Here is a 15,343-nt window from a genome sequence, read left to right on the forward strand (position 1 = left end):
TGCCGGATTGTCAGTGCCGTGTCCCACAATGGGCAGTCCGGCGAGAGCAGTTCAGTGCAGTGCAGAGCAGCGTGCAGAGTAAGGCGGTGACCCCATGAGCGTGTGGGACGACCTGGTGGGTCAGGAGCGGGTGAGCGAGCAGCTGAGTGCCGCCGCCCGGGACGCCGACGCGCTGGTGACGGCGGTCGCCGCCGACATGCCCGTGCCGGACTCGTCGAAGATGACGCACGCCTGGCTGTTCACGGGCCCGCCCGGCTCCGGACGGTCCACGGCGGCGCGCGCCTTCGCCGGCGCCCTGCAGTGCACGAGCCCGGACCGCGCGCTCGGCGGCGTGCCCGGCTGCGGCTTCTGCGACGGCTGCCACACCAGCCTCATCGGTACCCACGCCGACGTGGAAGTGGTGCGTACGGACCTGTTGTCCATCGGCGTCAAGGAGACCCGCGAGCTCGTCCGGCGTGCCCAGCTCTCGCCCGCGGTCGGCCGCTGGCAGGTCATCGTCCTGGAGGACGCCGACCGCCTCACGGAGGGCGCGGGGAACGTCCTGCTGAAGGCCGTGGAGGAGCCCGCCCCCCGCACCGTGTGGCTGCTCTGCGCGCCCTCCCTGGAGGACGTGCTGCCGACCATCCGCTCCCGCTGCCGGCACCTGACCTTGCGTACGCCTCCGGTGGACGCCGTGGCCGACGTGCTCGTACGCAGAGACGGCATCGAGCCGGACGTCGCGGCCGCCGCGGCGCGCGCCACGCAGGGGCACATCGGCCGCGCCCGGCGGCTCGCCACCGACCCGCGCGCGCGTGAGCGCAGGGCCGCCGTCCTGAAGCTGCCCCTGCGCGTGCAGGAGATCGGCGGTTGCCTCAAGGCCGCGCAGGAGCTGATCGACACGGCGACCGACGACGCGAAGCAGGTCGCCGAGGACGTCGACACCAAGGAGACCGAGGACCTGAAGGCGGCGCTCGGCGGAGGACAGGGCGGCCGGATGCCGCGCGGCACCGCGGGCGTGATGAAGGAGCTGGAGGACCGGCAGAAGCGCCGCAGGACCCGTACGCAGCGCGACAGCCTGGACCTCGCGCTCATCGACCTGACCGGCCTCTACCGCGACGTCCTCGCCCTCCAGCTCGGTTCCCGCGTGGCCATCGCCAACACCGAGGTGCAGGACATGCTGGAGCGCATGGCCCTCGGCACCTCGCCGGAGTCCACACTGCGCCGCATCGAGGCGATCGGCGCCTGCCGCACGGCCCTCGACCGCAATGTGGCGCCGCTCCTCGCGGTGGAGGCGATGACGGTGGCGCTGCGGGCGGGATGACGCCGTACGGCGGCGAACGGCGGCGTGCCGGTGTCCGGCGGTGAACGGCGGTGGGCGGACGTCTGGCAGTGAACGGCGGTGTGTGAGCGCCTGGTTGACGGCATCACCCATACGAGTAGCGGTGATGTACCGCCTGTGATGTGCCATGCGCGGAGAGTTAGTCTCGCGTGATGGACACCAGTCGCGACAGCCGCCGTCGCCACCGCCGCCACCGCCGCCTCTCCGTCCGTACGTGCGGCACGCTGCTCGTGGCCGCCGGGCTGCTCGTCTCGGGCTGCTCGTCGGGGGGCCCGACGGCGGACGTCTCCATGGCCGCGCTGCCCCGCTCCACCCCCGCGGAGCTGGCCCCGTACTACGACCAGAAGCTCAGCTGGCGCGAGTGCGGTGTCGCCGGCTTCGAGTGCGCCTCGATGAAGGCCCCGCGCGACTACGACAAACCCGCGGCGGGCGACATCAAGCTGGCGGTGGCCCGCAAGCAGGCCACCCAGCGGAAGACACGGCTCGGTTCACTCCTCGTCAACCCGGGCGGACCCGGCGGCTCCGCGATCGGCTACCTCCAGTCGTACGCGGCGCTCGGCTACCCCGAAGAGGTCCGCGCCCACTACGACATGGTCGCCGTCGACCCGCGCGGCGTGGCCCGCAGCGAGCCCGTCACCTGCCTCGACGGCAAGGAGATGGACGCGTACACGCAGACCGACGTCACCCCTGACGACCAGCGCGAGACCGACGGCCTCCGGGCCTCCTTCGAGGACTTCGCGGCGGGCTGCGAGAAGCGGTCGGGGGCGATCCTGCCGCATGTCTCCACGGTCGAGGCGGCGCGGGACATGGACGTCCTGAGGGCGGCGCTGGGCGACGAGAAGCTGTCGTACGTCGGCGCTTCGTACGGGACCTTCCTCGGCGCGACGTACGCCGGGCTCTTCCCGAAGCGCGTGGGCCGCCTCGTGCTGGACGGCGCGATGGACCCGTCCCTGTCCGCACGGCGCATGAACCGCGACCAGACCGCCGGTTTCGAGACGGCGTTCCGGGCGTTCGCGAAGGACTGCGTGGCGCTCGGCCGCGAGTGCCCGCTCGGCTCCCGGAGCCCCGGCGAGGCGGGCAAGCGGCTGAAGGGCTTCTTCGACCAACTGGACCGCGCGCCTCTGCCGGCCGGCGACTCCTCGGGCCGCAAGCTCGGCGAGGCACTCGCCACGACGGGCGTGATCGCCGCGATGTACGACGAGGGCGCCTGGCCGCAGCTGCGGGACGCGCTCACCTCGGCGATGCGGAACAAGGACGGCTCGGCCCTGCTGGCCCTCTCCGACAGCTACTACGAGCGGGACAGCGACGGCACGTACGCGAACCTGATGTTCGCCAACGCCGCCGTGAACTGCCTGGACCTGCCGCCCGCCTTCACCACGCCGGCCGAGGCCAAGGAGGCCGTGCCCGACTTCGAGAAGGCCTCCCCGGTCTTCGGCGAGGGCCTCGCGTGGTCCTCGCTGAACTGCGCGTACTGGCCGTTGAAGGCCACGGGTGAGCCGCACCGCATCACGGCGGAGGGAGCGGCCCCCATCGTGGTCGTCGGCACGACCCGCGACCCGGCGACCCCCTACCACTGGGCACAGGCCCTGGCCTCACAGCTCGCCTCCGGCCACCTCCTCACGTACGAGGGCGACGGCCACACGGCGTACGGCAGGGGCAGCGCGTGCGTCGACTCGACGATCAACAGGTACCTCCTGGAGGGCACAGCACCGGCGGACGGAAAGCGCTGCTCGTAGCGGTTCCGAGGGGCTGCGGGCCCCGTCCGGGAGGGGTGTGCGGAGCACCCCCAGAGACTGTGTAGACTTGGCCGCGTTGCTGATCGCACGATGGTGCGGACGGCGCGCCGCCTTAGCTCAGATGGCCAGAGCAACGCACTCGTAATGCGTAGGTCTCGGGTTCGAATCCCGAAGGCGGCTCCGAGAAACCCCAGGTCACATAGCCCGTGACCTGGGGTTTTCTGTTGCTCGGGGCGTGACGCGTCACACGGCCGGGGTGCCGCGAGGTGGCTTGCGATCGATATCACGTTGTGTCGTGAGGACACAGGCTTCGTCATGCTGCATTTGGTGGCCTGGAACCGGGCGTGGTCGTCACGTTCGCCGAGGGCTCAATCATGGTTGGAGCGCGTATGCGTGGGAGCGAATCCGTCGGCCGGGCGAAGGCGATGAGCCGAGAGAAGCGGCTGGAACTTCCCCCCGCCGTTGAGCTGGAGACCGGAAATCGGGCGCTGGGGGCTGGGGCGGAGCAGGGGTACGAGCGTGGTGCGCCTCGCGGGTTCCACGGTCACGCTGCTTGATCTCCTCCCGCACCCGAATCAGTGTCTTCCGGTTCGGGGCATGGATGCGCAGTAGCGCGAGGCATGACAACCAGAGGGGCGACATCCTGCGGCACACCGCCAGCGCGGTGCGGCAGGTCGCCCACACCTCCTCCATCAGCACCCGGCCGCCCTCAGGGCCAGCGATCATCGCCCGCAGGGCCTGCACATTGGCCAGCCGGGTGAGGGTGTGTGGTGAGCGCGGTTCGGCCTTGGCCCAGGTGTCGGCGAACCTGGGCCGCGCCCCGGCCTCGGCGAGGACCTGGCGGCGGAAGGTTCGCCGGTCCCAGCCCGCCTCCGTGGCGGCCAGCAGGTCGCGAGGGCTCCCCCAGCAGCCCATCGAAGCATCTTCAAGGACGCGCCGAAGTGCGTCGTCATCCCTCGCCGGATGCATGTCGAGAGAGCGCTTGGGCCTCCCCTTCTGAACCGAGACGACATCAGTCGAGCGATAGCCAGATGTCGAAGGCTCTCTGGGCTTCCGTGGCCAACACGGCGAGCTTGGGGAACTCGTCGTCGATCATCTCCCAGTCGCAGATCGAGCAGCCGTCGACGAGCGCCGTCCAAGCGATGACAAAGTGGTCGAGGGAGTGGCGGATGTGTTCTTGATAGGTGAGCACATGCCGAACCTGGCGTTGGTAGCGCTTGGCTTCGATTTCGGCCTGATCCGCGGGCATTTGCCGTACGAAGGGTGACGGAATGGGCTGGGGTCCGCGATCCGGATTTAGGATCTCGATACCACGGTGGTGCAGTTCTGTGGTCCGGAAGATCAAGCTCTCGAAGTCGCTCTTGCTGGCGGTTGAGGCTACTCGCGCGAATGCTTTCATGATCCAGTTCCAGTCCGCCGCGCGCCGCGGTTCCGATCCGTGCCACGGTGTCATGCGTGCGTGGAGAGCACGGACCTCGTCGCCGGTTCTGCGCAGCCGAAAGACCAGCTGCTCCCAGTTGCGATAGAGGGTGTCGACGCTCTCGCGGTCGTCCTCTTCGTCGTGCTCGCGATCAGCAGCCATGATCGATTCCCCTCGCTCGACCCCCGCGAAGCGTCGGGGGATGTGGCGTGGGCGTCCGCATCGCCAGCGCCTGACATCGAAGTCAACTGTATTCTGTTGGCGGTGTCAACGCGATGTAACCTGGGCTCGTGGTGATGCTGGTGTACGGTCGCCCCATGGCCGCAGAAGACGAGGTGCCTGGTACCGCGGTGACCGCTGCGGAGATCGCGCGATTGGCGGGCGTGACGCGCGCCGCGGTGTCCAACTGGCGCAGGCGGCGTTCGGACTTCCCCGCCCCGGTAGGGGGCACCTCGGCGAGTCCCCTGTTCTCGCTCGCCGAGGTACGGCAGTGGCTGGAAGGGCAGCGCGAAGGGCGAGAGGTCAGTGGGGAGGTCCGACTCTGGCAGGCGCTGCGTGGCACCTACGGCGAGGAAATGGTCAGGGCGCTGGCTGCTGTCGGGGAACATCTCCGGGGCGATGCGGAAGAGCTGACCGACCAGACCGCCCGCGAGGCGGTGGACGGACTGGTCGCCGACCGGATGCCCACCGAGGTGATGGACGCTCTGGTTGCCCGGCTGCTGGAGTCCACCGCGCGGGCCACGTTGGACGGGGCCTCGACACTGCGACTGGCTCGCGCTGTCCGAGAATTCGCTGGTGAAACCACTGGCACCGTCTTCGACCCGGCGTGCGGCATCGGCTCGCTTCTCGTCGCGGTGGGCGGCGGCGCGGTCGGGAGCAGACTGGGGCAGGACACACACGCGGACGCGACGCGCGTGGCCCACGTGCGCGCGGCCTTGGTCGCCACCGGGGCGGCGGCGCCGGTTCAGGTCGTTGTGGGCGACTCGTTGCGAGCTGACGCGTTTCCCGATCTCCGCGCGGACCTGGTCGTGTGCGAGCCGCCGACCGCCGTGGCCGACTGGGGCCGCGAGCAGCTTCTCATCGATCCGCGCTGGGAGGCTGGTGTCCCCTCGCGAGGAGAGAGTGAACTCGCCTGGCTTCAGCACTGCTACCACCACACGGCACCCGGCGGGCAGGCTGTGGTGGTCCTGCCGGCATCAGTCGCCCATCGCCGCTCCGGTCGCAGGATCCGGGCGGAGTTGGTGCGTCGTGGTTGCGTCGCCGCGGTGGTGGCCCTGCCACCGGGCCTCGCCGCCAGTCACGCACTCCCGCTACACCTGTGGCTGCTGATTCGTCCCTCCGTCCCTGGGCGGGCGACGAGGACGGTACGCATGGTGGATCTCAGCGCCAACAGCCCGGACGGACCGTGGGAGCCTCAGCCGCACCAGCAGGCGGAGGTGCCGCTGATCGATCTCCTGGACAACGAGGTGGACCTCACGCCCAGCCGCTACGTACGCGAGCCGGAACCCGACTACGCGGTGGAGTACGCCAAGCTGCGCGAGGATTTCGACACGCGCCTGAACCGCCTGCGGGCGCTGCTTCCCGAGCTTCCCCCACGCGGCCGGTCCGACGCCCTGGACGACGGCGTCCCGGTCGCAGTGAGTGACCTGCTGGCCGCCGGCCTGGTCAGCCTGGACGGTGATGAGCTCATCTCCGCCAGCGACCAGCTGGATCCCGACTATGTACGTGGATTCGCCAGTAGCGCGGCGAACGCCCGTCGTAGCACGTCCTCCTCGGGTACGTTCCGAGCGGACCTGCAGGCGGCGCGTCTACCCCGCATGGACGTTGAGCGACAGCACCGCTACGGCGACGCCTTTCGCTCGTTGGGCGCGTTCGAGCGCGAACTCACCGAACTCGCCAGGATGGGTGACCGGGCTGCACGGCTCGCCCGCGACGGCCTCACCGGCGGCGCCCTCGATCCGCCGCCGACCTGTGACGGCGACGACGCTGAACAGCAAAGCACGACGACCGACAGAGACGCCGCAGTGAGGCGAGAGGACAGGGCACGTTGAGCAAGAACCAGGAACTGGCCGACTTCATCTGGTCGGTGGCCGATCTGCTGCGCGGTGACTACAAGCGCTCGGAGTACGGAAGGGTCATCTTGCCGCTGACGGTGCTGCGCAGGCTGGACTGCGTCATGGCCCCGACCCGCCAGGCGGTGTGGGACCGGGCGGCCTCCTACACCGGGGAGAACAAGGACGGACTGCTCATGGCAGCCTCCAAGCTGAAGTTCTACAACCTCTCCGAGCAGACCTTCGACACGATCAGCAGCGACGCGGCCAACGTGGCGAAGAACCTCAAGGACTACATCCGGGGATTCTCCTCGGAGGCCACGGAGATCATCAACCGCTACGAGTTCCACCTCCAGATCGACCGCCTGGACAACGCTGACCTGCTCTACCAGGTGGTGCGGAAGTTCGCCGGCCTGGACCTGAGCTTCGAGGCCGTGGACAACCACGACATGGGCTACGTCTTCGAGGAGCTGATCCGCAAGTTCGCCGATGCCTCCAACGAGACCGCCGGCGAGCACTTCACCCCGCGCGAGGTCATCGAGCTGATGGTCGAGCTGCTGCTCGCCCCGGACGACGACCGGCTGACCAAGAAGGGTCAGGTCGTGAAGATCCTCGACCCGGCCTGCGGTACTGGCGGCATGCTCTCTGCGGCCGAGGAACACATCCGTAAGCTGAACCCGGGCGTGCGCGTCAACCTGTTCGGACAGGAGCTGAACGCCGAGTCGTACGCGATCTGCCGCTCCGACATGCTGCTGAAGGGCCATACGGCTAAGAACATCCGTTTCGGCAACTCCTTCAGTCAGGACGGCCACGACGGCGAGACCTTCACCTACATGCTCGCCAACCCACCCTTCGGTGTGGAGTGGAAGAAGGTCGAGAAGGTCGTACGCCGTGAGCACGAGGACCGGGGATTTGACGGCCGCTTCGGAGCTGGCCTGCCTCGGATCAACGACGGCTCGCTGCTGTTCCTGCAGCACATGATGAGCAAGATGCAGCCGCTCAAGAAGGACGATGCGGGCGACGAGGTCGGCGGCACCCGCCTGGCCATCGTCTTCAACGGCTCCCCGCTCTTCACTGGTGGGGCAGGGTCGGGCGAGTCGGAGATCCGCCGGTGGATCATCGAGCACGACTACCTGGAGGCGATCGTCGCCCTCCCGGACCAGCTCTTCTACAACACGGGCATCTCCACGTACTTCTGGATCGTCACCAACCGCAAGCCTGCCGACCGCAAGGGCCGCGTGATCCTGCTCGACGCTCGCGATCAGTGGACCAAGATGCGCAAGTCCCTCGGTGAGAAGCGCAAGGAGATCACACGGGCGCAGATCGGAAAGATCTGCGCGATCTACCGCGATGCGCTGAGCATCGCCAGCGACGAAGCACATCCGGATCACGGGCGGGTGAAGGTTTTCGCTAACCGGGACTTCGGCTATCAGCGCATCACCGTGGACCGGCCGCTCAAGCTCCGCTTCGCGCTGACCGATGACGGCCTCGCTCAGCTCGGTGCGTCTGCCGCCGTGAAGAAGGCGGTCGGGGGCGAGGCAGCGGTCCAGTTGTTGCTGGCCGCGCTCAAGCCGCTGCTCGGGTCGCAGTGGTCGACCAAGGCTGAGGCGTGGGACGCCATGCGCACGGCGATGGTGGCCGGCGGCGTGCTGTGGCCCTCCGCCACGCCCTTCCAGAAGGCCCTGCGTGATGCCGTGGGAGTGGCCGATCCGGAGGGTGAGGTTCAGCTCGTCAAGGGCAAGCCCGAGTCTGACTCCGACCTGCGCGACAACGAGAACGTCCCGCTGAGCGAAGACATCGACGAGTATTTCGCTCGTGAGGTGCTTCCCCACGTCCCGGACGCTTGGATCGCCGAGACCCGCAATCCGAAGACCAAGGAGATGGAGCGATTCAAGCTGGGGTATGAGATCCCCTTCACCCGCCACTTCTACGTCTACACGCCGCCGAGGCCACTTACGGCGATCGACGCGGAACTGAAGTCGTTGGAGGCCGAGATTCAGGCCCTGATCGGCGAGGTGACCGCGTGACGTTTGCCTCCCGCCATGTTCCGTACGGTGCGACGCCGCCGGACTCATGGAGAGTGGTTCCGCTCAAATATCTCGCGACGTTGCACAATGGGTACGTTTTCAAATCCGATGGTTGGGTGGAGTCCGGCACCCCCATCATTCGAATTGAAAACCTGAACGGCTCGGAGAATTTTAACCATTCCGATCTGACGTTGAGTGAAAAGCATCACGTCAGCGCCGGGGATTTGCTCTTCTCTTGGTCCGGGAATCCGGGTACGTCCTTCGGCCCCTTCAGATGGGAGAAGCCGGGGCTTCATTTTCTGAACCAGCACATCTTCAAGGTCTCCGTTCAGGGCTGCGAAAAGACGTGGTTGTACTGGTCGCTGCAGGCTGCAACGTACTGGATCGAACGAGAGCTCACCAGTGGCATGATCGGTATGGTCCACGTTACGAAAGAAGAGCTGAACAACGTCCCGATCCCCATCCCTCCGCGGGATGAACAGCGTCGCATCGCCGAATTTCTCGATGCCGAGATCGCCCGAATCGATGCCCTCCTTTTGGCTCGTGACCGGCAGCTCGGCATGCTTGAAGAGCTATGGACGTCGCGGCTGGCCGCCGCGGTCGAGACTATGATCTCGTCTCACGGGCTCATTGCTCTCCGAAGGGTTATTCGCTCTGTGGAGCAAGGGTGGAGCCCGCAGTGCGAGGATGCCATCGCTGGGCCGGGCGAGTGGGCAGTACTCAAGACGAGTGCGGTGAGTTCGGGTAGCTTCCGTCACCTGGAGCACAAAAGGCTCCCCGATGATGTGCAGCCTGATGTGCGCTATCAAATCCAGGATGGCGACCTGTTGCTGACGCGGGGAAGCGGATCTGCGGAACTTGTTGGAGTGTCGACGGTGGCCCGTACCGAGGGGTGCAATCTGCTCCTCAGCGACCTCCTATATCGTGTTCGCACGGATCGCGGATGGAATCCCGATTTTATCTCCCTGATGTTGCGCAGTAGTCCGGTGCGGGGATTCATGTCTCTGTTGATGCGGGGACAGTCGGGCCAGACGATCAAGCTCAGGTCCGAGGACATCAAGGGGATTCGTGTCCCTTCTGTGCCGGTCGAACAACAAGCGCAGATTGCCGCCGATCTTGCAGTTGACGAACGGAATATTGGGGACGCGAGAGCTGCTGTCGAAGCGTCTTCCGCTCTACTCGCCGAGCGTCGCCGAGCCTTGATCACTGCTGCCGTCACCGGACAGCTCGACGTCACCACAGCCCGCCCCGTGCACGACCGCGATCTCTGAGGGGGATTTCAGATGAACGACGCCCGCGTCTACACCGAGAAGGCATTCGAGAACGCCGTGGAAGCGGCGCTGCTGCGCAGCGGCTGGCAGCGCGGGCTGTCGAACACCTACGACCCCACGCTCGGCATCGACACCTCCGAGCTGGTCGCGTTCCTGGGCGCGTCGCAGAACGACGCGTGGTTGGCGCTCCAGGCCGCCTACGGCGAGGACGAAGAGCAGGCCATCGGCCGGTTCGCTAAGCGGGTGGCGCGGGAGATCGACTCCCGCGGCCTGTTGGACGTGTTGCGGCGGGGCGTGAATGACCGCAACGTGAAGATTCAACTTGCGTACTTTCGTCCCGCGCACACTCTCGCCGCCGACGCCTTGGCCGAGTACGACGCCAATCGACTCACCTTCGTGCGCCAGTTCCACTACTCCGCCGCCCGCCCGGCCGACAGCCTCGACATGGCATTCTTCCTCAACGGACTGCCGGTCGCCTCGGTGGAGTTGAAGAATGGGCTGACCGGCAAGACCGTCGAAGACGCCAAGCGGCAGTACCGCCGCGACCGCGACCCGAAGGAACTGTTCTTCGCGAAGCGAAGCCTGGTCCACTTTGCGGTCGATCCGACGCTGGCCTTTCTGACGACCCGCCTGGCTGGCGACGCCACCCGCTTCCTCCCCTTCAACACCGGCTCCGGTGGCCCTGGCCGGATCGGTGGCGCGGGCAATGTCCCGGCCTCGACCGATGGGAAGTACCCCACCTCCTACCTCTTCGACGAGGTGTGGGCCCGGGACAACTGGCTGGAGCTGCTGCAGCGGTTCCTGCACGTCGAGGACGCCGCCGCGAAGGCCGGCCGGGCGGCGTCGCACAAGCCGGGTAGTGCGCACACGCAGCCGTTGATCTTCCCGCGGTTCCACCAGTGGGACGCGGTGCGCAAACTCATCGCGCACGCGGCCCGCCACGGGGCGGGGGAGAACTACCTGATCCAGCACTCCGCCGGCTCGGGCAAGTCCAACACCATCGCCTGGCTCGCGCACCACCTGTCCAGCCTGCACACTTCCCACGACCCTGGGCAGATCGCACCCGCTGCGCTCGCCTCCGGTCTAGGGGCGAACAAGCTGGTCTTCGACAAGGTCATCGTCATCACCGACCGGCGGGTACTGGACAAGCAGCTCCAGGACACCATCTACCAGTTCGACCACAAGGCCGGCGTGGTCGTACGGATCGACGAGAACTCCCAGCAGCTCGCGGACGCGCTGACCGGGCCGACGGCCCGGATCGTGATCACCACGGTGCAGAAGTTCCCCTTCGTCCTGGACAAGGTCGCCGGGCTGGGAAGTCAGCGCTACGCCGTGATCATCGACGAGGCGCACTCCTCCCAGGGCGGCGAGAGCGCGGCGGCACTGAAGAAGGCGCTGGGACGTCTCGGCTCGGACGCCGTGGACGAGGACGGCGATCCGCTGACGGCCGCGGCCCTGGCGCGCGGCAAGCAGCCGAACCTGTCCTTCTTCGCGTTCACGGCCACCCCCAAGGCGAAGACGATCGACCTCTTCGGCACCCCTTACGCCAATCCCGGCTCGGGGGAGCAGGAGAAGAGACCGTTCCACGTCTACTCGATGCGGCAGGCTATCGAAGAGGGCTTCATCCTGGACGTGCTCGGCAACTACATCACCTACGCCACGTACTTCAAGCTCCAGGAAGCTGCCGCCGAGGAGGCGGAGCAGCAGGTGGACCCGCGTAAGGCGCGCTCTCGGCTGGTGCGGGCTGCGCTGATGTCAGAGGCGTCGATGGCCTCTCGGGCGAAGATCATCGTCGACCACTTCCGCGCGCACTCCAGTCCGCGCCTCGGTGGCCGGGCCAAGGCGATGGTGGTCACCTCCGGCCGTGACCACGCCGTACGGCTCTACCAGGCCATGCGGGCCTACATCGACCAGCGGAGCTTCACCGACTGCGGTACCTTGGTCGCGTTCTCCGGGGCACTGACCCTCGACGGGATCGAGTACACCGAGGCCAAGCTCAATGGCTTCCCCGAACGCGAACTGCCGGCACGTTTCGGCTACACCCGCGCGGACGACCCGAACCCGCCTTCCGTCCCCAAGCCCGAGCACCGCATCCTCGTCGTCGCCGAGAAGTACCAGACCGGTTTCGACCAGCCGCTGCTGACCACCATGTACGTGGACAAGATCCTGGTGAAGCTGGCCGCGGTGCAGACCCTTTCCCGGCTCAACCGCACCCACCGGCTCAAGACCACCGAGGACCTGTTCATCCTCGACTTCGCCAACCGGCCCGAGGACATCGAGCAGGCATTCCAGCAGTACTATGAGGCGTCGGTCAGCGAGCCCACCGACCCCAACCTCCTGTTCGACCGCGAGCGCGAGGTGATGGCCTACCAGCTCCTGGTGGAAGCCGAGATGGACGCCTTTGTCGCCGCGTACTTCGCAGCCTTCCAGGGCGGCTCGGCCACCGACACCGCCATCATGAAGGCCCACGCCCGCCTCTACGGCTACCTGCAGCCCGCCCTGGACCGCTTCAACGCCCTCAACGCCACCGAACCCGACACCGCCGCTGAATTCCGCCGCGCCCTGGACTCCTACACCAAGGCGTACGGCTGGCTCTCCCACGTCATCGGATTCGAGAACCTTGAACTGGAACGGCTCTACCAGTACGGACGCTTCCTGCTGCGCCGCCTGCCCGCGCCCGCCCGCAGCGCTGGCGCCGACATAGGGACGGTCGCCCCGAGTCACATGCGCATCGCCCAGACGGGCACCCCGGAGCTGCGTCTGGAGGCGGCGGGCGCGCAGGTACTGCCGGGCCTGGTACCCGAGGCGGCTGGGACCGTGGCCGAGGCGGAGGAGATGTCGCTGGCCGAAGTGATCAAGTCCGTCAACGACGAGTACGGGACCGGACTCTCCACCACCGACCAGATCCTGCTCGGCCAGCTCGTGGTCGCCGTCAGTGAGGACCCCGAGCTCCGGGCCATCGCCCTGCACCAGGATCAGGAGGTTTTCGGCGGGGAACTGCAGAAGGACCTCGACCGGATCGTCATCGATCAGGCGGCATCCAACGACGCCCTGATGGTCCGCTACTTCGACGACACCGACGTCAACCGCCTGTTCAAGCAGGTCGCGACCCAGCAGGCGTACCAGCTCATCCGGCGCCCGGTTCGACGCGAGGCCGAGCGCCGCGCCACCGAGCAGCGCGCCGCCGAACTCAAGTCGTCCGGAAACCGTCCGGCGGAACCGCCGACCGCATAGCGTGTGCTCTGCAGCACGTCAGGCAAGAGGCCGAACGGGGTGGTCACGCTCCGACCACACAGAGAGGGACCTCGTATGGTGCAGGGCGGCACGCCGAGCTTCGACGTCGGCGTACCGGCCCGCGTGATCGCGGGCCGGTACCGGCTGCACACGCCGATCGGCGCGGGCGGCATGGGCGAGGTCTGGCAGGCGTATGACGAGCGCCTGGACCGCCGGGTTGCGGTCAAGATGATGCTGGCCGAGAGCCCGGTCGCGCCCGGATTCCAGGGCGCGGCCTTCGAGGAGACTCTGCAGACCCGCCGGGCCCGATTCCTGCGCGAGGTCCAGATCACCGCTGGTATCGAGCACTTGGGTGTGCCGGCTGTCTACGACACAGGCACCGACGAGGCCAGCGGGCGACTGTTCGTCGTCATGCAGCTCCTGCAGGGACGCGAACTGCAGACGTTCATCGACGAGACCGACTACGAAAGCGCGACGGTCCCCGTCTCCTGGGCCGCGGCCGTCGGCGCGCAGATCGCCTCAGTCCTTGACACCGTCCACCGTCACGACGTCGTTCACCGCGACGTCAAGCCGTCCAACCTGATACTCGCCCCCGGAGGCGTGATCAAGGTCCTCGACTTCGGCGTCGCCGCCCTGCGTGGAGTCGGCACCCTGCCCCGCCTCACCCAGGTCGGCATGACCGTAGGCACCCCGCCCTACATGTCCCCCGAACAGAGCCTGGCCAACGCCGTCGGTCCCGCCGCGGACGTCTACGCCCTCGCCTGCGTGCTCCATGAACTGCTCACCGGCAAGCCGCCGTTCACCCCCGACGACAGTCGCTCCCACATGTGGCACCACGTCCACACCCCGCCCCCGCCCATTCGCACCCTGCGCCCGGACGTGCCGACCGAGATCGAGAAGCTCCTGCTGGCAATGCTCACCAAGGAAGCCGAGCAGCGCATGGACGCGATGGCGGTCTACGAAACCCTCCTGCCCTTCGTTCATGTCTCCACCGGCACCGCCGCCACGACCGACGAGGGCATCCTCGACCCCCGTCTGCCGTTCCTGCGTCCCTTCGGCGGCCGGGCGCCCAGCCCCAGTGTCGCCTCCTCGTACACCCCCACGCTCGTCGTTCCCTCGCCGCTCGCACCCTCACCGGCAGCAGCCGCGTCGCAGGAGTCAGCGACAGGTGCCGCTGCCCTGACCGAGGAAGAGGCGGACGCAGTTTCCGACCGGGCTGCGGGGCTGGCTCAGCAGGGTCAGTTCACCCAGGCAGCTGACGCACTGGCCGAGGCGATCGCAAGGGCTGATGGCCCGGAGCTCCGAGAAGGCATGCAGTTCAGCCTCGCACAGGTGAAGTTCCTGGCCGGAAGCCACCGTGAGGCCCTCGCGCTCTTCGCGCCGCTCGCCCACCACTACACCGACCGATACGGCGACCACGACGAACAAGCCCAGCTGTGCTGGTACTACGCCGGGCAGTGCCGGATGGAACTCGGCGAAGCGACCGCCGCTATCCAAGCTTTTGGCCGCATCAGCGAGATCACGCCCGACGAGGGCGACGAGGACGCAGTCAACCGCTACCTCGATGCTCTCGCCCGGCTGATGAGCCTGTACGCCGCGACGGAAAACCTCCACCAGGCACTGGACATCGGAGAGCGGCTCCGGTTGGAAACCTCCCGCCTACGGGGAAGCGACTGGCCTGGACTGGCCCAGATCGACACCTATCTCCGCCGCCTCCGTCAAGACCTCGGCTGATCGGGCGAGAGCGAATCCAGGGCTGACGTGGGCTCCTTCGCGAAGCTGCCGGAGCAGCGGCTTGTTGCGTGAGCGATGCCTGAGCGGACGGGACAGCATCTGTTGGATTGAGCATCACGCCGACGAGGCCGACAAGTCCCTGACCAGGCGATACAGGATCGAGCACGATTACGGATCATCGCCCGTCACGATCTTGCAGGCCCTCGTAATGCGTAGGTCTCGGGTTCGAATCCCGAAGGCGGCTCAGGAAAAGCCAGGTCAGCCATCGTCTGTCTGACCTGGCTTTTTTATCTGACGCCGGGCCAGGTCTGCGGCGGGCAGCCGACGGCCGGTCAGTGGCCCGTTGCGACGAAGCGAAGGTAGCGGCGCAGGCCGAAGGCGCGACGGTGCTCCGTGCTGGCGGTGGTGAGCTGCGTGACCACCAGGTCGTGGGTTGTGGCGGCGTCGGTGAGCTGGGCCTGGCGTTGGAGCAGCACTGCGCGCCGGCGTTGCGTGGCCTTCTGATGCTGTTGCTTCTCCTTGTTCAGTTGCTGCTGGCGCGTGGCGATGCGT

The 15,343-nt window shown here is 67.5% G+C and carries 9 protein-coding genes and 1 tRNA gene; 8 read left to right on the top strand and 2 right to left on the bottom strand.

Annotated elements, in window-relative coordinates:
• Positions 1-94: 94 nt before the first annotated feature.
• From ACOBQB_RS30455 to ACOBQB_RS30465, 3 genes are all read left to right on the top strand, one after another.
• Positions 95-1,300, top strand: coding sequence for a DNA polymerase III subunit delta' (locus ACOBQB_RS30455; RefSeq protein WP_423596203.1), 1,206 nt, complete (start codon positions 95-97; stop codon positions 1,298-1,300).
• Between the two features lie 170 nt (positions 1,301-1,470).
• Positions 1,471-3,054 carry an alpha/beta hydrolase gene (locus tag ACOBQB_RS30460; RefSeq protein WP_423596205.1) on the top strand — a complete coding sequence of 528 codons (1,584 nt, stop codon included), beginning with the start codon at positions 1,471-1,473 and terminating at the stop codon, positions 3,052-3,054.
• A 106-nt stretch (positions 3,055-3,160) separates the two neighbouring features.
• A tRNA-Thr gene (locus tag ACOBQB_RS30465) sits at positions 3,161-3,234 on the top strand.
• Positions 3,235-4,066: 832 nt separating this feature from the next.
• Here the strand turns inward: ACOBQB_RS30465 and ACOBQB_RS30470 are convergent.
• Positions 4,067-4,636 carry a hypothetical protein gene (locus ACOBQB_RS30470; RefSeq protein WP_423596207.1) on the bottom strand — a complete coding sequence of 190 codons (570 nt, stop codon included), beginning with the start codon at positions 4,634-4,636 and terminating at the stop codon, positions 4,067-4,069.
• Between the two features lie 155 nt (positions 4,637-4,791).
• Between ACOBQB_RS30470 and ACOBQB_RS30475 the strand changes: the two genes are divergently transcribed.
• The 5 genes from ACOBQB_RS30475 to ACOBQB_RS30495 all read left to right on the top strand — a co-directional run bounded on the left by ACOBQB_RS30475 (position 4,792) and on the right by ACOBQB_RS30495 (position 14,791).
• Entirely contained in the window at positions 4,792-6,525 is a 1,734-nt protein-coding gene (locus ACOBQB_RS30475) for an N-6 DNA methylase (protein ID WP_423596208.1), read from the top strand.
• The gene (locus ACOBQB_RS30480) at positions 6,522-8,552 is read left to right on the top strand and encodes a type I restriction-modification system subunit M (RefSeq protein ID WP_423596209.1); all 2,031 of its coding nucleotides are present in this window, start codon (positions 6,522-6,524) and stop codon (positions 8,550-8,552) included. The genes ACOBQB_RS30475 and ACOBQB_RS30480 overlap by 4 nt, the downstream gene beginning before the upstream one ends.
• Positions 8,549-9,823, top strand: coding sequence for a restriction endonuclease subunit S (locus ACOBQB_RS30485; RefSeq protein WP_423596211.1), 1,275 nt, complete (start codon positions 8,549-8,551; stop codon positions 9,821-9,823). The genes ACOBQB_RS30480 and ACOBQB_RS30485 overlap by 4 nt, the downstream gene beginning before the upstream one ends.
• A 12-nt stretch (positions 9,824-9,835) precedes the next feature.
• Positions 9,836-13,057 carry a type I restriction endonuclease subunit R gene (locus ACOBQB_RS30490; protein ID WP_423596213.1) on the top strand — a complete coding sequence of 1,074 codons (3,222 nt, stop codon included), beginning with the start codon at positions 9,836-9,838 and terminating at the stop codon, positions 13,055-13,057.
• A gap of 75 nt (positions 13,058-13,132) precedes the next feature.
• A complete protein-coding gene (locus ACOBQB_RS30495; RefSeq protein WP_423596215.1) occupies positions 13,133-14,791 on the top strand; it encodes a protein kinase domain-containing protein in 1,659 nt (552 codons plus the stop codon).
• Between the two features lie 332 nt (positions 14,792-15,123).
• On the opposite strand, the gene ACOBQB_RS30500 is transcribed toward ACOBQB_RS30495, so the two are convergent.
• Complete coding sequence (locus ACOBQB_RS30500) at positions 15,124-15,267, bottom strand: hypothetical protein (protein WP_423596217.1); 144 nt, start codon at positions 15,265-15,267, stop codon at positions 15,124-15,126.
• Positions 15,268-15,343 lie beyond the last annotated feature (76 nt).

The organism is Streptomyces sp. G5(2025) (genome assembly GCF_049542075.1).
Taxonomy (GTDB): Bacteria; Actinomycetota; Actinomycetes; order Streptomycetales; family Streptomycetaceae; genus Streptomyces.